Annotated in this window: 22 protein-coding genes; 8 read left to right on the plus strand and 14 right to left on the minus strand. The window is 52.0% G+C overall.

Annotated elements, in window-relative coordinates:
• Positions 1-61: 61 nt before the first annotated feature.
• A complete protein-coding gene (locus tag O4H49_RS07735) occupies positions 62-979 on the minus strand; it encodes an OmpA family protein (protein ID WP_269422853.1) in 918 nt (305 codons plus the stop codon).
• A gap of 301 nt (positions 980-1,280) precedes the next feature.
• Between O4H49_RS07735 and O4H49_RS07740 the strand changes: the two genes are divergently transcribed.
• Positions 1,281-2,120: a trypsin-like serine peptidase gene (locus O4H49_RS07740; RefSeq protein ID WP_269422854.1), complete on the plus strand. Its 840-nt coding sequence runs from the start codon at positions 1,281-1,283 to the stop codon at positions 2,118-2,120.
• A 12-nt stretch (positions 2,121-2,132) separates the two neighbouring features.
• Here the strand turns inward: O4H49_RS07740 and O4H49_RS07745 are convergent, their stop codons facing one another.
• The 9 genes from O4H49_RS07745 to ubiT form a co-directional block, all read right to left on the minus strand.
• Positions 2,133-4,442: a molybdopterin guanine dinucleotide-containing S/N-oxide reductase gene (locus tag O4H49_RS07745; protein ID WP_269422855.1), complete on the minus strand. Its 2,310-nt coding sequence runs from the start codon at positions 4,440-4,442 to the stop codon at positions 2,133-2,135.
• A 63-nt stretch (positions 4,443-4,505) separates the two neighbouring features.
• Positions 4,506-4,865: a hypothetical protein gene (locus O4H49_RS07750; RefSeq protein ID WP_269422856.1), complete on the minus strand. Its 360-nt coding sequence runs from the start codon at positions 4,863-4,865 to the stop codon at positions 4,506-4,508.
• A 116-nt stretch (positions 4,866-4,981) separates the two neighbouring features.
• Positions 4,982-5,254, minus strand: a complete 273-nt coding sequence (locus O4H49_RS07755; protein WP_269422857.1) for a hypothetical protein — start codon at positions 5,252-5,254, stop codon at positions 4,982-4,984.
• Positions 5,255-5,464: 210 nt separating this feature from the next.
• The gene (gene panB, locus O4H49_RS07760; protein WP_269422858.1) at positions 5,465-6,235 is read right to left on the minus strand and encodes a 3-methyl-2-oxobutanoate hydroxymethyltransferase; all 771 of its coding nucleotides are present in this window, start codon (positions 6,233-6,235) and stop codon (positions 5,465-5,467) included.
• A gap of 162 nt (positions 6,236-6,397) precedes the next feature.
• Positions 6,398-7,723 (minus strand): acetyl-CoA hydrolase/transferase family protein, encoded by a 1,326-nt coding sequence (locus O4H49_RS07765; protein ID WP_269422859.1) that lies wholly within the window; start codon positions 7,721-7,723, stop codon positions 6,398-6,400.
• Positions 7,724-7,906: 183 nt separating this feature from the next.
• Positions 7,907-8,365: a PAS domain-containing protein gene (locus tag O4H49_RS07770; RefSeq protein WP_269422860.1), complete on the minus strand. Its 459-nt coding sequence runs from the start codon at positions 8,363-8,365 to the stop codon at positions 7,907-7,909.
• Between the two features lie 107 nt (positions 8,366-8,472).
• Complete coding sequence (gene ubiV / locus O4H49_RS07775) at positions 8,473-9,375, minus strand: ubiquinone anaerobic biosynthesis protein UbiV (protein ID WP_269422861.1); 903 nt, start codon at positions 9,373-9,375, stop codon at positions 8,473-8,475.
• Positions 9,376-9,377: 2 nt separating this feature from the next.
• A complete protein-coding gene (gene ubiU, locus O4H49_RS07780) occupies positions 9,378-10,358 on the minus strand; it encodes a ubiquinone anaerobic biosynthesis protein UbiU (RefSeq protein WP_269422862.1) in 981 nt (326 codons plus the stop codon).
• A gap of 2 nt (positions 10,359-10,360) precedes the next feature.
• A complete protein-coding gene (gene ubiT, locus O4H49_RS07785; protein ID WP_269422863.1) occupies positions 10,361-11,125 on the minus strand; it encodes a ubiquinone anaerobic biosynthesis accessory factor UbiT in 765 nt (254 codons plus the stop codon).
• A gap of 256 nt (positions 11,126-11,381) precedes the next feature.
• Between ubiT and mog the strand changes: the two genes are divergently transcribed.
• Positions 11,382-11,921, plus strand: coding sequence for a molybdopterin adenylyltransferase (mog, locus tag O4H49_RS07790; RefSeq protein ID WP_269422864.1), 540 nt, complete (start codon positions 11,382-11,384; stop codon positions 11,919-11,921).
• A 7-nt stretch (positions 11,922-11,928) separates the two neighbouring features.
• Here mog and O4H49_RS07795 read toward each other — a convergent pair whose 3' ends face one another.
• The gene (locus O4H49_RS07795) at positions 11,929-12,348 is read right to left on the minus strand and encodes a secondary thiamine-phosphate synthase enzyme YjbQ (RefSeq protein ID WP_269422865.1); all 420 of its coding nucleotides are present in this window, start codon (positions 12,346-12,348) and stop codon (positions 11,929-11,931) included.
• Positions 12,349-12,515: 167 nt separating this feature from the next.
• Here O4H49_RS07795 and O4H49_RS07800 point away from each other — a divergent pair, with 167 nt between their 5' ends.
• The 3 genes from O4H49_RS07800 (at position 12,516) to dtd (ending at position 14,105) form a co-directional block, all read left to right on the plus strand.
• On the plus strand, positions 12,516-13,007 hold the full coding sequence (locus O4H49_RS07800) for a PAS domain-containing protein (protein ID WP_269422866.1): 492 nt from the start codon (positions 12,516-12,518) through the stop codon (positions 13,005-13,007).
• Positions 13,008-13,225: 218 nt separating this feature from the next.
• Entirely contained in the window at positions 13,226-13,642 is a 417-nt protein-coding gene (locus tag O4H49_RS07805; protein ID WP_269422867.1) for an OsmC family protein, read from the plus strand.
• A gap of 13 nt (positions 13,643-13,655) precedes the next feature.
• Positions 13,656-14,105 (plus strand): D-aminoacyl-tRNA deacylase, encoded by a 450-nt coding sequence (gene dtd, locus O4H49_RS07810; RefSeq protein WP_269422868.1) that lies wholly within the window; start codon positions 13,656-13,658, stop codon positions 14,103-14,105.
• 54 nt (positions 14,106-14,159) lie between these two features.
• Here the strand turns inward: dtd and O4H49_RS07815 are convergent, their stop codons facing one another.
• Entirely contained in the window at positions 14,160-14,921 is a 762-nt protein-coding gene (locus O4H49_RS07815; protein WP_269422869.1) for an SDR family oxidoreductase, read from the minus strand.
• 111 nt (positions 14,922-15,032) lie between these two features.
• Here O4H49_RS07815 and O4H49_RS07820 point away from each other — a divergent pair, with 111 nt between their 5' ends.
• Both O4H49_RS07820 and O4H49_RS07825 read left to right on the plus strand, forming a co-directional pair.
• On the plus strand, positions 15,033-15,944 hold the full coding sequence (locus tag O4H49_RS07820) for a LysR family transcriptional regulator (protein WP_269422870.1): 912 nt from the start codon (positions 15,033-15,035) through the stop codon (positions 15,942-15,944).
• A 159-nt stretch (positions 15,945-16,103) separates the two neighbouring features.
• On the plus strand, positions 16,104-17,492 hold the full coding sequence (locus O4H49_RS07825; protein ID WP_269422871.1) for a multicopper oxidase family protein: 1,389 nt from the start codon (positions 16,104-16,106) through the stop codon (positions 17,490-17,492).
• 23 nt (positions 17,493-17,515) lie between these two features.
• Here the strand turns inward: O4H49_RS07825 and O4H49_RS07830 are convergent, their stop codons facing one another.
• Positions 17,516-17,875: a hypothetical protein gene (locus O4H49_RS07830; protein ID WP_269422872.1), complete on the minus strand. Its 360-nt coding sequence runs from the start codon at positions 17,873-17,875 to the stop codon at positions 17,516-17,518.
• Positions 17,876-18,030: 155 nt separating this feature from the next.
• On the minus strand, positions 18,031-18,636 hold the full coding sequence (locus O4H49_RS07835; RefSeq protein WP_269422873.1) for a TetR/AcrR family transcriptional regulator: 606 nt from the start codon (positions 18,634-18,636) through the stop codon (positions 18,031-18,033).
• Between the two features lie 116 nt (positions 18,637-18,752).
• Between O4H49_RS07835 and O4H49_RS07840 the strand changes: the two genes are divergently transcribed.
• The gene (locus tag O4H49_RS07840) at positions 18,753-19,934 is read left to right on the plus strand and encodes an efflux RND transporter periplasmic adaptor subunit (RefSeq protein ID WP_269422874.1); all 1,182 of its coding nucleotides are present in this window, start codon (positions 18,753-18,755) and stop codon (positions 19,932-19,934) included.
• Positions 19,935-19,936 lie beyond the last annotated feature (2 nt).

The raw sequence follows: 19,936 nt of genomic DNA on the forward strand, positions 1-19,936 counted from the left end.
TGCATAGCGGGGCTTGTATTCAGAAGCCCTGGGGCTTCGGCATTTTCAAATTTTCCGGGTCTTACTGAACCAGATCAATCTCAACAACGCGGTTACCGGGCTCACGGACACCGTCTTCTGTTGGGATAAGAGACTGCGTCTCACCAACCGCGTCCGGAACAATCCGGCCAACATCCACACCGGCACGCGCCATGGCTTCCATCACCACGGACAAACGACGCTGGGAAAGAGCCTGGTTATAATCTACAGCACCAGCACGGTCAGCATGCGCGACCAGACGGACTGTTGTACTATCGGCAGTCTGGGCAGCAACCAGAGCGGATTCCAGAGAAACACGCCCGGCATCTGTTGCAACAGTGCTGTCGAAGTTAAAGTAGACAAGGAAAGAATCGGCCTGCGGTGCTGGCGCTGCTGCCTGGCTTACGTAAGGCTGAAAGTCAGTCAACTTGAAAGTTGCCAGAGCATCAAGGCCATTCATCGCGGCATCAAAGGCTTCTTTGCACTCACCACCACGTGTGCTTGGCTGATACTGTACAGAACGCGCAGCTTCAGTCGCCTCGATCCAGCAATCGTAGTTTACCTGGGCTTTCGCTGCCAGCTGTGGCGCAACAACCCGGCCACCACGATCAAACGCCTTGCGCATACGCAAGAGAGCATCAGCGAAGACAGGCTTGTCTTCGTCTTTCAGCCAGCGATCATCGGGCTCATCAGGAAGAACACTTGACCGACGCGCGGCTGTCCGCGCCTTGTGGTTAAAGTGCTCGGCATCGAGCAGATCCCAGTTACTGTCACGCTCATCAGAAAGCGCGAGATAACCATCATACAATGCATTGCTGAACTGAATTCCGGTAACTTCACGATCCTGCGCAGAATCAGTATCGAAAAGGCCGCCAAAAACAGCGTCCAGCGGTCCAGCATTAGCCGGAGCGGCAGCGATTACGGCCGCAACAGCCCCGAACAGAAAACTCTTTGTTTTCATTGTCCACCCCTTGATGAGTGCTGCAACTCACAGCAGAAATAATTCAGTGACACCTATAACGTCTCCCGAGACGAAGAGCAAGTGACAGAAGATACTTTATAGCAATTCATCGGCAAAATCATCCGGTTTTATCCAGAATCAGTGGAATCACTTACAGGAAAACCACAACTGCACAGCAGAATCCGTCTCTAAAAGTTAATTTTTTGTAAAAATAACAGACTCAAAAAGATCACACCCAAGTGCCCCCCTTCCTGTTAGCTTTTGCCTGAACAAACCTGAAACAGCAAAAGCATCCTCCCCCATGTCACATCTGCAACAAGCCCCCAACCGCCAGGCAACAGCTCTGTTTGATTTCTGGCGGCGCCCGCTTTTGGCCGTTACATTACTGTGCCTCCTTCCCCTTTCAACCCTCGAGGCGTCTCCCTTACAAGGAACAGCTAATCTGGACTTGACCAGGGGAACCGTTAATACGGAAAGCTATCCTTGGAGCACACTGGGCCGACTTAACATTGGGGGACGGGCCTTTTGCACAGGCGTCATGATTGGCAAGAACCACCTCTATACCCAGGCTCACTGCCTGTACAACAAAGCCGAGAAACGCTGGTGGAAAGAAGAGGAACTCCACTTCCGTGCCGGCTATCAGCGTGACAATCATATCGGCTCTTCTGATATCGCCAGAATAGAAATTTCCGAAAGCTATGACCCGGCCAACCCCAACAGCCTGGCCAGCATGACCGGAGACTGGGCTCTCGTCACCCTGAAGGAACCCCTCGGCCAGCGCACCGGGTGGCTTGGTCTCAAAAACATGGACCAGGGGTTGCGCCAGAGACTTCGTAGCGGAACAGCCAACATCTTCAATGCCGGTTATCACAGCGGCTGGGGACATGCGGTAAAGCTGTCATCCAACTGCTCTAAAGAGGCCACACAGAAAATCCCTGGAATCGGGAGCATCCCCTGCAGAGAAAGCCGGGAAAACCAGCGCTCCCTCCCGACAATCATGTACCAAAACGGGACATATAAACTGATTTCATCGGCAGCTTTTAACCGAAACGACAGTCCAAACCGTAAAGACAGCCACGCCTTTGCCAGTCTGAAAACGGCCAACAACGAGTGGGGCCACAGCCAACGCCCCAACCTTTGAGCAAACCACAGTTCAAGACAAATGACGTAATATTTCAGGCGGTTGATAAACAGTAACTCTGGGCGCTTCACCTTCGAAACGCTCGACTTCTACCAGAACAGAATGGGCAACAGGCCCCTGCCCCAACTCAGACGTTCCCTCGTCTCTTGTCAGCACATTCGGGTTACCTGACTTGTCGAGACTACCAATCACGCCGGGCTCAACAGGGTCGTACCAGGCACCGGTCGGGAGTTGCACAATCCCTTTTTGCACGTTATCGCCCACGCACAGCCCTGCCAGCGTCGCCCCGCGATCATTAAAGACCCGCACGACATCCCCGGCCTTCAATCCACGGGAACGCGCATCTTCTGGATGCATTGTCAGGGCTTCCCGTCCGGCAACCTTTGAGTCCTGGCTGGTCTTGCCATGGTCGAACTGACTGTGCAGCCGGGTGACCGGCTGGTTTGACATCAAATGTAACGGGAAACGTTTGGCCAGGGGCGAACCTAGCCATTCTTTTGGTTCGATCCAGGTCGGATGTCCCGGACAGGACTCCAGTTCGAAAGAAGCCACCGTTTCGGAAAAAATCTCGATCCGGCCAGAGGGGGTTTTTAAAGGATGCTTGTCCGGATCAGCACGATAGTCTGCCATCATGATCAACTCATGCCCCAGAGGAAGGGTAAACTCACCCTCTTCCCAGAAAGCATCAAAGTCAGGCATCGCGATATCAAAGGAAGCCGCCCGCTGGCGATTGATTGTGTGAAGATAGCGCAACCAGTCCATTTCGCTGCGCCCTTCGGTAAATTTATCCCCTACACCCATTTTCTCGGCAATACCGGAAAAAATGGCATAGTCATCCAGGGCCTCACCGACAGGCTTCACTGCCTGCTTGAGCGCAAAGAGATATTCATCCCGTTTGGCACAGCCGATATCATTTCGCTCTGCGGTCATGCTTGCGGGCAAGACAATGTCGGCATGACGCGATAGCGCGTTCCACGTCTGCTCATGCACAATAATGCTGTCAGGTTTACGCCAGGCCTGCAAAAGACGGTTGATGTCCTGGTGATGATGGAAAGGATTGCCGCCAGCCCAGTAGACAACCTTGGTTTCTGGATAACGATATTCCCTGCCGTTATACTGAAAAGCTTCTCCCGGCTTAAGCAACAAATCACTGATCCGCGCAACCGGGATAAAGTCGCGGACCTCGTTGGTTCCCTGATCCAGGGATGCCCAGGCGAAATCCATGAACTGATGACCAACGCCGTTAACACCGGCATAGCCCAACCCGAAACCACCCCCAGGCAAACCGATCTGCCCGAGCATGGCTGCCAGAACGATTGTCATCCAGTAGGCCTGCTCACCATGATCGCCCCGCTGCATCGACCAGCTGGCTGTCACCATCGTCCGTTTGCGCGCCATCTCCAGCGCAAGATCGCGAATGGTCCCTGCTTCCAGACCGGAAATACCAGCGGCCCATTCCGGTGTTTTGGCCTGCCCGTCGGACTCGCCGGTCAGGTAAGGCAGAAACCGCTCGAACCCCACACAATACCGCTGAAGGAAATCCTTGTCGTGCAAGCCTTCCTGCCAGAGCGTATAGGCCAGCGCCAGCATGATCGACACATCACTGTTGGGTCGTGGCTGGTGATAGACGGCTTCAAGATAGGCATCCACATCATCACGTACCGGGCCAAAATTGACAAACTTTGTCCCGGCATCGCGACAGGCACGCAAACCGGATTTCGCACTGTGTTTTCCCACACCCCCAACATTGATCTGGCCATTTTTCAGGGCGATGCCACCGAACATAACCATCAGTTCACAATGTTTTTCCAGAACAGGCCAGGAGGTATGATTCTTCAACAGCCAGTCCATGTGCCCCACCACGTGTGGCAAGATCACTTCCGCTGCTGCATAGCTATAGGTGTTGACCGATTTTGTATAACCGCCAATACAGTTCAGAAAGCGGTGAATCTGGCTTTGCGCATGATGAAAACGCCCGGCACTGGCCCAGCCGTATGAACCGGCAAAGATCGCCTGATTCCCGTAATCCTGTCGCACCCGGTCCAGTTCCCGGCTGACAAGATCAAAGGCGGTGTCCCACTCAACCTCGACAAAGGGTTCAGCCCCGCGCAGATCTGTTGCTGCGCCGGGCCCCTGCTCAAGGTAGCTTTTACGGATCGCAGGTTTGGTGACACGGCAGGGGTGCTGGATACCGTCAATGAAGGACTGACCGATTGGCGAAGGATCGGGATCCTGGGCAAAAGGCTCGACCCCCGTGATCCGGTCTTCTTCAACAGAAAGAAGATAGGTGCCCCAATGCGCCGCTGTCAGTATCTTGTTCATCGTCAGCTACTCGATATGATTGACCTCAGTATAGCAAAAAATCTGCCTGCTCACAGGATCTGTCTAGTCCTGTGGTGAAACCAGACGCGGATCTTTGAGCGCCTCTTCAATAAGAACAGCATCACTCCGCATCGCCAGATGCCGGTTTGCAATCACGTCATCCACAAGCAGGATAAAGGCATTCCACTGAAATTCCTTCAGGGCATCTGCCTTCAGGTTTTCGGGTCCCTTCTTCAGGCCACTGGTAAACTTCTTGATCGTTGAACGCAGAATTGCTTTTCTGTGGGCACCCTTGATAGAAATCTGGTCTTCAATTTCCTGCTTGATTACTGATTTCTTCAGAGGAACAGCAACTTCAGCTCCCTGAAGGGTAACAGTTACTTCCCAGGAAAATTCATCTTCATTTTCGACTACGTCACTCATGGCCTTGTCTTCTTGTGCACTGTCAGACGACATCTACTCAGCAGGGATAGCCCCCCCGGTTGCGCCTGATCCACTGATCTATGGGTTCTTCAAACGTATAGTTATTATTCGTATATTTATTTTTTCTTGGTCTTTGTTTCTTCGCGGTAAGCTTTGACATAATCTTCCAGCAGATCAGCCACCAGCTCCGGATCGCCAAGAGAATCCCAGATTGACATATCAATCTCGTCATCATCTGTGTACTTCAGACCAAAAACAATCAGGTCTTCTGCGCCATATTCTTCCAGTTCTTCCCGCAGACCTTCCAGAAGGTCTTCACTCTCGATCCCGGTTTCGCTCACAATCAATCCTTCTCTGATCCTGATAAAGGCAAGGTGCCCTTTATTCATGGTGTTTCTGCCGACTTTATGGCAGAGCAGAAAGAATCAGAAAAGCAAAAAGCTTCCCCCGCCATTTTTACTGCCGGGCATGACTTCACACAGAGCCCTTAACTCATACTCTGAAACTTGAGGATTACCTCAGAAACCGCCTGGGTTCGGCTTGAGGACCGGCCTGAGAACAGCCGGCCCTGTGGTCGCAGCGATTAAACAGGTCTGTCGTTACTTGCTCGGAAAGCGTTTGTTCAGAACATCATCAGCAAAATCCCGGGCAGCACGGGTAATGTCCTCATGAACCTCGGCATAGCGCTTTACGAAAGAGGGCACATAACCTGTCCCCTGACCGATCATGTCTTCGGTTACCAGAATCTGGCCATCACAGTCTGATCCGGCCCCAATCCCGATTGTCGGAATGGCAATTTCTCCAGAGATTTTTTTCGAAATGGCGGGCTCGGTACATTCAATGACCACCGCAAAAGCTCCGGCATTGGTCACAGCATGGGCATCTGCCAAGATCTTCTCTTCATTGCGCTGTGTCAGGAACCCCCCGACCGTATTGGCGTGCTGTGGCAACAGGCCGACATGCGCCAGAACAGGGATTCCCCGTTCTACCAGGAACGAAATCGTCTCGGCCATCTCCGCACCACCTTCAAGCTTCACACCGGCACAACCGGTTTCAGCCATAATCCGCGCTGCATTCTCAAAGGCCTGAGCCGGGCTGGCCTGATAGCTGCCAAAGGGCATATCAACAATAACACAGGCCTTTTTGCTGCCTCGGACCACTGCAGCGCCATGGGCAATCATCATATCCAGCGTCACAGACAATGTATTCGGCATCCCATAGAGAACCATGCCCATGCTGTCACCGACGAGTAGAAAATCAACATGATCATCCAGCAGCGCAGCAAGAGAAGCCGTGTAGGCCGTCAGGCTGACAACAGGGCGCTGCCCTTTCAGTCTCATGATCTGGGGAACGGTAATACGTTTGGTCATTTTAATCTCTAATTGTCAGAAAAAACTCTGGTGTCAGGAAAAACTCTGGCAAAACTATAAACAGCTTTAATTGTGCGTCGCAACAAAACCTGTAATATAATTTTCATTGCACCGATACAATTCCTTCCCGGAGAAAAAGATCAACTCTCTGATACAAAAAGGCTAACTTACCAATCCTCGCGTCACCGCAGCTTCGCCAAGCGCCTCTCTGAAATCAGGGTGCGCCAGCGAAATCAAAGCCTGAGCCCGCTCATTCAGGGAAAGCCCTTTGAGATTCACCATACCATATTCTGTGACAACATGGTGGGTATCCATACGTGGATCGGTCGCCGGGCCATCAAGCTGGGGGACAATACGGGACAGGGATCCATTTTTGGCGGTAGAATGCAACGCGATAAAAGACTTCCCACCTCTGGAGGCATAGGCTCCTCTGACAAAATCCAGCTGCCCTCCGGGACCACTGAATTCTTTTCCCTGCAGATATTCTGCATTTATCTGTCCAGTCAGATCCACCTGCAAGGCCGAGTTTACCGATATCATATTGGCATTCTGGGCAATGATACCGGGGTCGTTGATATAAGAGGCCGGATAACCTGCTAACGAGGGATTGTCATCCATAAATTCATACATCTTCCGATCTCCCAGGGCGAGAGTGAAGAGATGCTTCAGGCGGTGCAGCGTCTTTCGCTTCCCTGTGATCACCCCTCTCCTGATCAGATCAACCAGCCCCGGAGCCAGAAGCTCTGAGTGCAGCCCGAGGTCATTGTGCCCTCGTAGATAGGTCGCAACTGCATTAGGCACCCCGCCCACCCCCATCTGAATGGTTGCCCCATCAGGGATCTGTTCGACAATCTGACGGGCAATCAAGTCATCCTCGAAACCAGGATCTGCTGGAAGCACCTCAAGCAAAGGGCAGGTATTCTCGACCAGGGCATCCACTTCAGAGATATGTATCAGGGCTTCGCCAAAAACTCTTGGCATTGACCCGTTCACCTCGACAATCAGCTTCCCGCAGTTGCGCGCGACCACAGTGCCATAATCACTGTTTGTCCCCAGGCTGAAATAACCATGTCGATCCATGGGTGAAACTGTTGCAATAAAGGCTTCTGCCCCGATTGTTTCTGTCATCAGTCTGCCCACCTGATGAAAGGTGCAGGGAACATAGTTCATCCAGCATTGCCCGTTTAACCGCCCCAGTCGTTCGATCTCGCGGTCATAACCACTCATAAACAACGAATAGGGCTTGATCACCTGCATCACATCGGGAGAGAGAATACTTTCCCCTGCATGGGCACTGGCGTGCATATAATAGGCCTTCAGGTTCGTCAGGGAACCAGATCTGGCCCGATCAGCAATTGCATGAAGCAAGGCCGGGGGCATTGAAACCCCCATAGAAACCATCAAGTTGCTACCATCGCCGATCAAGGCCGCGGCAGCTTCAGCCGAACAGATTTTTTCACGATAGTGCTCTTGGGGAGTTTTCATCATTACCTCGCTCAGGGATCCGCCTGCCAAGAGAGGTCCTGGACAGTACAGAAAGACCTGCTCCCGCAAATATAACAGACCCTGTCGCAAAATAACGGCTGTGACGATGATCTGCCTCAAGGAATCGTCAGTTTCACCGTAAAAACTGACGCCTGAGAGTAAAAGTTGATAACAATCTCGTCGATGTTAAAGATAAACAGTCAGGGCAAGGATCATATCCACATCCTGTCCGTTCTTCGAAAGAGGCAGCATGATGCGCTCTATCGTATTGTAATCTGGCACATGGTAACCCGCAGGCCCTTTGCGGTAACTCGGCAGGCCCTTGTCCGCGACCAGCAGATAGTCCCCGTAGACAGCCGATGTTTTGAAGTCGCCAAAAACCTCGTCAATCCATTGCCCGGTAAAATCGCCCCGCATCGCCTCGACATGTGTCGTCCCAAACAGGCGAAATTTGAAGCGGGTCGGATTTCCCGACACATCAACCAGCCAGATGTGTCGTAAAAGAGAAGGAACATCAAGGGGATCAAAATGCTGGCGACCAGGCAGGACAGACTGTTCCTGCTCTCTTGGGTGGATAGAGATCCAATAGTCGTATAAGGCCCGGACTCTCTGGTCCCACCCTGCCAGTTCAACTTCTGAATACAAACCCGCTGTGCCCTCTGAAACACTCCGAAAGCCTTCTGGTTTCGGCTCGACGCCCAGAGTTCTAGCCTAAAAACATCCCGATCACAAACCGATCATTGCCTCCCGCTCTATTCAACCATTCGCGCACCTTCGGCACCGTGGAAAAACCCGTTGGAGAAAGGGGCAAAATCCACCAGTTTATCAAGGCGGCCCTGAACCTCCTCCCCGTCAATCTGTCCATCAAGCGCCTGTCTGAATGCCTGAATCACAGCCACCATATCCACCTGTTGCGGCCAAAGACGAAAATGTGTCATTCCGGATTTCTGAAGGGCCTCAAGCTCTCCGGCGAGACTATTGACACTATAGGACATCGTATGGGTCCCGTTGACGGCAAGGAAAGGCGCTCCATCAAGGGTCATCACGTCCATACCGTCCGGATCTTTTTCGCAGACATAAAGACAGCCATCTTTACTCAGATTATGCGCCCGCGCATGATAACAGCGCGCAGAAAGCGCCAGGGGTAACCGCCCGAAAACCTGGACTTCCAGTTCCCGACCTCTCGCCGCCTCTCCCAGCTTCTGTAGAGACTCCGCCGGCAATTCGCAGGGCAAAACAATGCGCCTGGCACCATTGTCATATAGATAGTCCAGCGTGCCCTCATTGTAGATATTGATAAAGGGGCCGATGACATGCGACTGCCCCTTCAACAGAGCCACGGCAGAAAGATCATTGGCCTCAAGCTCCCAGGGGCAATCATCAGAAAGCTCATGTAGCTCTTTCCTCTCGCGTCCGGTCATCACCAGCGCCAGAGAAGAAAGAACGATCTCTTTACCAGCCGCTTCCAGCCGATCACAGACTTCCGGGATGAAAGGCAGGAAAAAAGGCGCACGTTTTGAGCAGGTAACTTCACCGAGATAAACCACATCTACCTCGGCTTCATCGGCGATACGGAAATAGAAATCCCGTTTCTGCTCGGCTGGCCAGTTGTAGAGATGAGGCCCAAGCGTAAGGCGCGAAGCAGTATTCTTCATGATTATCTCCAGTTTTTCTGATAGGCACCAGGGGTGCTTCTGGCTCCTTCAGCGATATTCCCCATATCCATCAGGGGAACGACTTCTCCGCGCAGGGCCGCATCCAGTGCCCGGCGATAACTGGAAACAACCTGCGAAACATATGCTTTTCCCCTTTGTCGCCCTTCAATCTTGAGCGCTTTCACCCCCGCCGCAATCAGCTCTGGCAGCATCGCCATGACATTCAGCGAGGTTGGCTCCTCGAACAGATAGGACGGGTCACCACTCTGACCGACAAAGCGGCCTTTGCAGAGTGTCGGATAGCCCGCAGGTTCATTGTCCGGAAAAGTATTGATGGTAAAATCACCCAGCTTCGAGATCAGCTTGCCCCGCCGCTGTTCATAATTGACATGGCTGGCAGGCGAACAGACACCATTCATGTTTGGAGACTTGCCTGTGGCATAGGAAGAAAGCGAGCAACGCCCCTCAGCCATCACACACATACCGCCAAAGGCGAAGACTTCGGTCTCGACATCTATCTCGCCAATCAAGGCCGCAATTTCCCGTACAGTCAGCACCCGGGGAAGGACAACCCGCTGGACATCAAAAGCAGAGCGATAAAAATTGATCGCTTCCGGATTGGAAGCAGAGGCCTGTACCGAAAGATGGCGTCGTAAATCCGGGTGTCTCTTCTGAGCATAATCCAGCAGACCGATATCCGCCAGAATGACAGCATCCACGCCTATCTCTGCAGCACTGTCCACGGCTTTATGCCAGGGCGAAAGATTTCCTGCCTGGGGGTAGGTGTTGATCGCCACATAGATCTGACGCCCCATCCCCCGGGCCAGAGCCACAGCTTCTCTCAACTCATCCGGACTAAAATTCAGACCGGGGAAATTACGTGCATTGGTTTCATCCCTAAAGCCGACATAAACAACATCGGCTCCGGCATCCAGGGCGGCTCTTAATGCCGAAGGCGTTCCGGCCGGACAAACAAGCTCCATTGTCAGTCTTCCTCATTTTCTGCGACAGGATTTTCTGCGACAGGCGTTTCTCTCACTGCTCGGGCATTTGGGGTTCTGGCATTCTGGGCTCTGGCATTTTGGGCCCTGATCTTCCGGACCTCTTTTTCCATCTTGTCGAGCTGTTCCTGCTGGCGGTCCAAATCGTCCTCGAGTAATTGATGCTGTCGGGTGACGGGGGAAATCAGAGCGTTTTTGATCAAGGAAAGATCCCTGTTGGCCTTTTCATAAAGCCCTGCGAAACCTGACAGGGCCCTCCCCGTTATTGGCCGTAAAAAACCGGTTTCTCCAAGCCAGATCTCCTCAAGAGAAATGTCCGCGCTGTCAATTGCATTGCGCAAAGTCAGAACAGCCTCTGTATCGCCGGAAACAGCCAGTTCCCGAGAGAAAAACAACGCATCCCCGTCGACCTTCCCCTCAAGCAACAGAACAAGAGAAGAAATCGGACCGCTAATTGTTGCATCCGACACGGGCAAGTCATCCAGCCGGGAAAAAAGCGACAGCTGGGCTTTCCCATGATCCAGCTCAAGGAGAAAACAACAGGGAAGATCACTGGGGCGCACGGCAAAACGACAATGTCCCAGTGGTTCAAGCCTCTTGAACACATCGGGATAGAGCTTGATTACCCGCCCCAGCATATACTTTGCAATTGGAGCAAAAAAACGGATGGGCAGCGGGCTGAGAGCTATACCCGCCAACAGGACAGGAGAAAAAGGCGGATACTCTTGAGAGAAATTTTGATCCTGCATGTCTTTGACGTCATCTTTCCAAGCAAAGAAGCCAGAGCATGATGATCCTGTCCTGATCAGACATTGATCTTCATCAAGACATCACAGGAAATCCGGAATAGGAGTTCTCCTCCGGCACCACAGTTGATCTTTGTCAAAGACAGATGATTTCTGGAATCGTAATATGAACAAGGGTTGCAGCCCCTCGCACAAAAAACACGAGCACAAAAAACACGGGCACAAAACAACCGGGCACAAAAAATTTTTAGGAACTTTTATGAATTCAACAACCGCCCGCATCGGCATTCTGACCATCTCTGACCGGGCAAGCCGGGGAGAATATAAAGACCTCGGTGGTCCTGCAATTCATCAGGAGCTATCGCGCATGCTGATTTCATCCTGGGAAGCTGTAGAAAGAGTGGTTTCTGATGATCAGCCTTTAATCGAGCAAACCCTGAAAGAGCTTGCCGATAAAGAAGGGTGCTGCCTGATTGTCACAACCGGGGGCACAGGTCCGGCCAAACGGGATGTCACCCCCGAAGCAACTGAAGCCGTCAGCGAAAAGCTTATGCCCGGATTTGGAGAATTGATGCGCCAGGTCAGCCTGAAGTTTGTCCCCACAGCCATTCTGTCACGACAGACCGCCGGGATAAGGGGCAAGTGCCTGATAATCAATCTGCCCGGCAAACCCTCGGCCATCAAGGATTGCCTGGAAGCTGTTTTCCCGGCTGTCCCCTATTGCATTGATCTGGTTGAGGGTCCTTATCTGGAAACCGACGAAACCGTCTGCAAGGCATTTCGCCCCAAACAGGCCTGAGATAATTTCACTCTCCGATCAGGTGCCCGACAACCTGTCGGCTTTGCGGCGCTGTGCGGTGTTCAAACAGATACACACCTTGCCAGATTCCAAGGGCCAGTTCACCCTGTACGACCGGAACACTCAACTGTACTGACGTCAATACAGAGCGGATGTGCGCTGGCATATCATCCGGACCTTCGCAACGATGCCTGTAAAGCTCGGGATTTTCTGGGACAAGCTTGCCAAAGAACCTGTTCAGATCGTACTGCACATCCGGGTCTGCGTTTTCCTGAATAATCAGAGAGGCAGAGGTATGGCGAATAAACAGGGTCAACAACCCGCAATAGAGCTTCTGATCAGCACACCATCTGCGGATTTCACGAGAAAACTCATAAAATCCTTGCCCCCGGGTATCAATATCAAATATCGTCTGCCTCTGTTTCATTTGCCTTATCCGGTCGGTTTTACCGCCACGGTAGTGTGGTTTTGTCTGTGCCTGACAATTATCACATTTTTGCCTGTTATTAACCCATGTTCAAATGAAACATGTTACATACAGTGTCCTTGCCGCAGAACAGTTCCGTTTCAAGTCGATAGAGCAAATGAACAATAATGGCAGAAACAATTGATATACCTAAAGTTTTAGAAGTATCCGAGCTAAATATAAAATCAATAGTTCAGGCAAACCTCTATCGCTACTGGTTACAACTCAAGGCTGACAGAGCACTCCCAAACTGGCAGGACTTCGATCCCTGTGCGGTACGCGAGAGCCTGCCTGACATCATGCTTTATGATGCCTACGAAGACGGCAACTTTTTTGTGTGTATCACGGGCGAAAACTGTCGGGAAAACCTTGGCATTCCTTCCAAGCGCTCACCGCTGGAAGATATCTTCCCGGCCAGGGTCCTGGGTGACGTCAAGAGTCGCCTGACCCATGTGCTTGATAGTGCCAAACCTCATCTGGTACAGAAAACCATGAGCTGGAAAGTCGAGGCCGCCCCGGAAGAACAAAAAAGGGCCTATACCGTTTTATTCCTGCCTTTCAGGATCGACCACCCTCAAATCAAGCTGAAAATACTCAATTCCATCTATTTTCACCGTTAGACAACAGAGTGCGATAACAACAGTATTTCCAGATCTCTGTCGGGTTTACGCCGGATTATTTCCCGTTACTCAGGGTTTTCTCCGGGTAGACGCACAGAACAAGGCCGTTCTTTTCCTTTTGACGCATTCGATAACCGCCAGCCGCAATCTTTCCTCTTGAACAGCGATTGATGCTGGCGTTACCTTGCACGTCCCATAGTCTCAAGCGGAGTACCCCTGTGAAAACACGCATCAAATGGATAGAAAACGTAGCTTTCATGGCAGAAAGCGGTTCCGGGCATGCTGTGGTGATGGACGGGGCCATTGAAGGCGGTGGTAAAAACCTCGGCCCCCGCCCGATGGAGATGCTGTTGATGGGAATGGGCGGTTGCTCGGCCTATGACGTGGTGCATATTCTGCGCAAAGGGCGCGAAAACATCGAAGACGTCGAAGTAGATATCACAGCTGAACGCGCCGACAGTGACCCCAAGGTATTTACCAAAATTCATATGCATTTCAAAGTCATCGGGGCCGGATTGACCGACAGGAAAGTCGGTCGCGCAGTTGAACTCTCTGCCGACAAATATTGCTCTGCCTCGATCATGCTGGGCAAAACGGCTGAAGTCACCCACAGCTTCGAAATTCTGGCATCGTGATCGGAAGAAATCAGTGAAAGCCGTTCTTCAACGGGTCCGGGAGGCTTCTGTTACAGTTGACGGAGAAATCACCGGAGCTATCGGCACAGGACTTCTGGTCCTTTTTTGCGCCGAACAGGGCGACCGACTTGCCGAAGCTGACTATTTTTCCAGCAAGATCAGCAAGATGCGGATCTTCACTGATACTGAAGGCAAGATGAACCTCTCTCTCGCAGATATTGGTGGTTCCCTGCTGATTGTAAGCCAGTTCACCCTCGCAGCCAACTGGCGCAAGGGAAACCGCCCGGGTTTTTCAGCAGCAGCCAGCCCCGATGAAGGCAGGCAACTCTACGAACATTTCTGCCACAGCCTTGAAAAGCTTGGGCATACTGTTGAAAAGGGGATCTTCGGTGCACAGATGGAAGTCAGGCTGCTCAATGACGGTCCTGTAACCATCGTCATGGATTCAAGCGACAAGAGCTGATCCCCGATTGGATCAGCCTGCCCTCCCGCGCTGGCACCCGCGATATCTGACCTATTAAATCAAGCCGATTTTTCGACGGTTTTCCTCGTCCTTCAGAACAAAATCCGTTCCCGCATATTCTTTGGCAGCCCCGGTGCAGAGCCAGGCAATGGCCCGGGCTGGCCAGTCCGCAGGAACATGCACAGAGGGGTCAAGCTGGCTTACCGGATTAATTCCCGACTGCTTGATCGAAACCTGCATATCCGTTGCCACAGTACCAGGACTAAGACCGATTACGGTAATCCCCTGCTCCCGGTATTCCTGATCCGCGCAGCGGGTCAGCGACAAAGCTGCAGCTTTGCTTGAACAATAGTGGCTCCAGCCTTCAAGCGCGGAAGTTGCGGCACCGGAACTGACATTGATAATCACACCTCTGCCCCGTTGCTGCATCACCGGGATCGCAGCGTGCATGCCATAATAAACCCCTTTATAATTCACATCCGCGGCCCTTGCCCAGAGCTCTGGGTCAGAGTCAGCAAGTCTGGCTATGGGGTCAATCGCCCCTGCATTGTTCACCAGAATATCCAGCCCACCAAATTGCTCCTGACAAAGCTGAACCGCAGCAGAAACATCTTCATATCTGCTCACATCACAGGAAATCACCGCGGCTTTGCCACCCAACTGCTCGACTTTGACCAAGACGTCCTCAAGTGCCGCAGCGTTCCGCGCAGCCAACACAACTCTTACGCCCTGTCTGGCAAACTCAAGTGCCGTTGCTGCCCCGATCCCCTTGCTTGCTCCGGTAATCAAGGCCACCTTGTCCCGCAACTCTGTCATCGCTTCTTCCTGCTGCCTGTCTGTTTCACACTTTAATTTACAACAGTATGCCAAAGATATATTTTCATGAAACACCTTTATATCCATCTATATCATGCATAAAATACACGAATGGATATTACCTCTCTTAAGATCTTTATGACGGTAGCCAGACTGGGCAGCTTTGCAGCAGCTGCGCGTAAGGAAAATATTGACCCCTCCTCTGTCTCGAGAATAGTCGCCGGGCTGGAAAACGAACTGGCCGTCCGTCTGTTCCAACGCACGACCCGCAACCTGACATTGACAGAAGCAGGTGAACTTTATCTCGCCCGAATACAAGCCATTCCCGATGAACTGGAACTCGCCCGGGAGCAGGCCATTGCCGTCCATACTGAACCCCGTGGTCCACTGCGTATTACCGCTTCAGTTGCCTATGGACAGAGCTGTCTGCTTGCACAGATCCCCGCGTTCCGTTCTGCTTTTCCCGACATTGAACTGGAACTCCTGCTTACCGACGAAAAGCTTAATCTCGTAGACAACCGGATTGATCTGGCAATCCGGCTGGCCCCGGAAATAAAAACGGATGTGATCTGCACAAAACTTCATACCACCCGCTATCATGTGGTTGCCAGCCCGGGATACCTTGCCAAATCGCCCCCTGTTGAAACGCCCGAAGATATTGTTCGTCAGGATATGATTCTGTTCGATCTGCCTGAATACCGGACTGAATGGCATTTTCGTTCTGCAGACAACAAGACAGCCACAATACCGGTCAAAGGCAATCTGGTTATCTCCAATGCCCTGGCAATCCGTGAAAGTGTACTCGCCGATCAGGGGCTTGCTCTCCTGCCTAACTGGCTGGTTGATCAGACCATTGCGGATGGGCATTGCCTGGATCTCTTCCCGACTTACCGCGTTACAGCAACCTCTTTTGATACCGGTGCCTGGTTGCTCTATCCCAGCCGGAATTTCCTCCCCCTCAAGGTCAGAGCCGCTGTGGATTTTTTACGCCCCCGCCTTTCCCGTTTCGCCCCCTCGGACTGATCTGCTGCCAATTTGGCATGGCCAATAGAATCTCTGCCCCGTAAATCATGGCCTGTTCCCTGTCCGGGTCAAAATGTCGCCATCGTTTTTTTTGCTTTTTCTTGTCAGACAATTCTTTGATTTTTATACTGTTTTTTTATCCTGATCTCTGGTGTTCACGTGACGCAAAGCCGACGTAATTTCCTGAAAAACTCTCTGGTCACAGCTTCTGCCGTCGCCGGAGGTGCTGCTGTTGGTTTTCTCGGCTCAAAAGCCCAGGCCCGCCCGGATCTGGTGCTGAAGCCCGCCCTGACAGAGCACAGTTTTTTGCCTGACACCTTGACCAGCAAGGTTTTTTCCTACAACGCCACTGGCCCTGCCCCTGTTCTGCGCGCCCGTCAGGGACAACCTTTTCATGTACGGCTGGAAAATGCCCTGCCGGAAGAAACCACCATTCACTGGCATGGATTGCGCTTGCCCAATGCCATGGACGGAGTTCCCTTTCTGACTCAGCCTTATGTCTATGAACATGAGACCTTCGACTATATCTTTACCCCCCCCGATGCGGGCACCTTCTGGTATCACCCCCATTGCAATACGCTGGAGCAGATGAGCTACGGTCTCAATGGCATCCTGATCGTAGAGGAAGAAAAAGACCCCGGCTTTGATCAGGATCTGGCCTTGAACCTGCGGGACTGGCGACTGGGATCCGACGGCCAGTTTATCAAACTCTATCAAGCCAGAAAAAGTGCCCGATCAGGAACCTTTGGCACAGTTAAAACCGCGAACTGGCAGGAAAACCCCCTCTTTGAAGTGCCTAGCGGAGGTTTGATCCGCCTGCGGCTGGTCAACACCGACGTCACCCGCATTTTCAAACTGGGGATTTCTGGTGCAACTGCAAAAATCATTGCCCTCGATGGCTATCCGACACCGGGCCAGCCAGGACTGGACCAGCAGAGTGTCGGCCCCGGCCAACGCATGGATCTCGCAATTCTGCTTCCCGAAGAAGAAGGGGTGGATGTCGAGTTGATCAACTATTCGGCCTCCACGCCCTGGACGGTATCAACCCTGAAGACAAAAGGACCGTCCCTTAAACGGGCCATAGGCGACCTGAAACCCTTGCCTGCCAATCCCGTGCCGATCCCGGATCTGGCCTCGGCAGAACACATTCCCTTTGAATTCACTGCGACGGCAGAATCTGCCCCCAAAAGCGGTTTCTGTGGCAGTCTGGGTTTTTCCTTCTGGGCCATAAACCGTCAACCCTGGCTCGGTGTTTCTCCTGATCCCATGGCCCCCATGGCAGAATTGAAACTCGGGAAAAGCTACATCTTCAGCTTTATCAACCGGACACCTCACACCCATCCGATCCATCTGCACGGCCTGTCATTCACCCTGCTGAAATCGAACAAACGCCCGCTGGAACCTTTGATTACCGATACTGCCTTGCTGTTACCCGACGAACAGATTGATGTGGCCTTTGTCGCTGACAATCCCGGGGATTGGCTGTTGCACTGTCACATCATCGAACATCAGAAAACCGGGATGAGCAGCTTTATCCGCATCACCTGATGCGGCTCTTCAGGCCTACTCGTTCAAATTTCCGAAGCACCTGCGTTATCCCGCAGGGCATCAGGCCAGAGAGCCATGACTTCAAGACCCTTTTGAGCAGTATCCAGGGCTGAGAGAAACTGGTCAAAACCGCTCAACAGGCAACTGATCGACTTGAGGCACTGTTCCTTGAAGTGAATATCTTCACCTTCCTTGCAAAGCTGTGCAAGCTCGGAACGATACTCCTGACGCAAACCCACAAGTTTCTGGCGGTGCGGTTCTCCGATTTGCAGCAAAGATGTGTCTGCAAATATTGCCATAGCTGTTTCAAACATTTCAGCAAGGCGGTTTCTCAATTGGGAATCACTGATCACCGACAGATCAAAAGACGCTTTTCTACTCATTTCCCCGGCACCTGCGACGGCAGTGTTTCTGCTGTTTCTTTTCCGTTTCTAGTCTACCGTAAAGACAGGTGCAATCACCAGATTCGGGCAGAGGTCAAAAAAACATGACAAAATTTCCAATCTGCTTCAAACGCAAAAAGCAGCATCGTGTCCTATCATCCCTTTAACCCTATCAAACGATAGACCCCCGCTTTTATTGACGCCTCGTCCTTCTTCGTTTTTGCTTTTCCCGAAAAGGCCTGCCGTATTGAATAGCCCTCGACAATATCGAGAACCAGTTCTGCGCAATCCTCGGCAGCGGGTATTAGAACAAGCCCCTTCTCTTCTCCGATTTCCTGAATAACCCTGGCCAGCGCGGATGCAAGAAGCGAACGATTGTTGAGAAAACCGGATCTGACTTCGGGGTTGCGTAGTCCTTCCGAAAGAATCTCTGCCGCAAGCAAGGCATAGTCAGGCTCGGAACAGGCCTCAAGGTATATCTTGAGGAAGCGGTCCAGTGCCTTGACAGGGTCTTTGTTCTTTTCCAGTACGGCTTGAAACTCCAGAAACTCCTGGGCTTCAAGGTTGGCGATTTCCTTCACCAGCGCCGTTTTACTATCAAAATGATTATAGACATTTCCCAGACTGATCCCGGCACTTTTGGCAAGATCACGCATGCTTGTCTGATGAAAGCCTTTTTCCGCAAAACATTTTATTGCTGTCTCGACAATCAGCTGTCGCCGCCGGCTGGTTGATTTATCGCGCGTACCACTCTTTTCCATGGGTAACTCCAGTTTCGACTTGAAAAGCAACAACAACAGCTTTAATTGAATGAACGAACGTTCGTATTTACATTAATTATTCTATGAATCCATGCAACTGATGTCTTGAGGGCATAATGACGAACAACGCTCCACAATCTACCAGTGAAGGAATACCCAAGCCACCCGGCGTGGGCAAGTCACATGCACGATGGTTATGGATAGTCATCTCTTTGATAACGCTCTTCGGTGTCATTTTTCTGCTCGTCATGGAGGAAGACACCGCAGATATCACCAGAACCGGGACGCCCGCCCCGTTACAACTGGTATCTTTCGAAAAGGTGCAGACCGGACCGGAAACTCTGGAGATAACATCTTTTGCAGAAATACGTCCACGCTGGTCTGCCGAGCTGCGGGCCGCTGTATCAGGGAGGATAGACAAGGTTCACGACAACGCCCTGGCCGGTGAAGCTGTTGATAAGGGGACGACACTTATTGAAATAGAAAACAGCCGCTATGTTGCAGAGCTTGCCGCAGCTGAACTGGCCCTCAAGGAAGCTGAACTCGAACTTTTGAAGGCAAAAAATGCCAATTACATAGCTCAGAAAGAATTCGAGCGCAGCAGTAGAAAAGCCCCGAACGATTTTGCCCTGAAAATACCCCAGCTGGAAATTGCAAAGCAGTCCGTCACCTCAGCAAACGCAAGAGTCCGTGCTGCAAGACAACAGCTTGAGGATACGACAATCCTTGCCCCCTTCCCTGCTTTTATAACCCGGCGTTTTGTCAGCCCCGGGCAAATGGTGAATGTCGGTGACCAACTGCTCAAGCTGGTTGACAACACCCGGTTTGAGCTGGAAGCCGAAATCGGACGACGCGAATGGAACCTGCTTCAGAAACCCTTTGAAGGATTGGAGGCCAGGATAACAGGGCAAGCAGGAGAATTGATCGCGCAGGCAAAGATCCGCCGGGGTGGTGGCTTTCTGGATGAAGCGACCCGCCAGTATAAAATCTTTCTTGTGATAGAAGAAACCGCCCCCTCAAAGGTGCTTTCTGGCGACTTTGTCAAACTGTCACTCCCCGGCATCACCATTTCCGAAGCGCTTGATATTCCCGCGTCATCCCTCACCAAAGACGGATATCTCTGGTACCTCGACAGCCAGGACCGCTTGCAAAGGCTCGAACCGCTTGTTCTCTCGCGTCGTGACGACCGCATCATCATTCAGGCACCTGCTGGGGAACACAGCTGGCGCTTTGCCATTACGCCACTGGTCTCTTTTTTACCCGGCCAGAAAGTGTACGCTCGGGAAAAGGAAAAATAGAC

It is taken from the genome of Kiloniella laminariae (assembly GCF_027214005.1).
Taxonomy (GTDB): Bacteria; Pseudomonadota; Alphaproteobacteria; order Kiloniellales; family Kiloniellaceae; genus Kiloniella; species Kiloniella laminariae_A.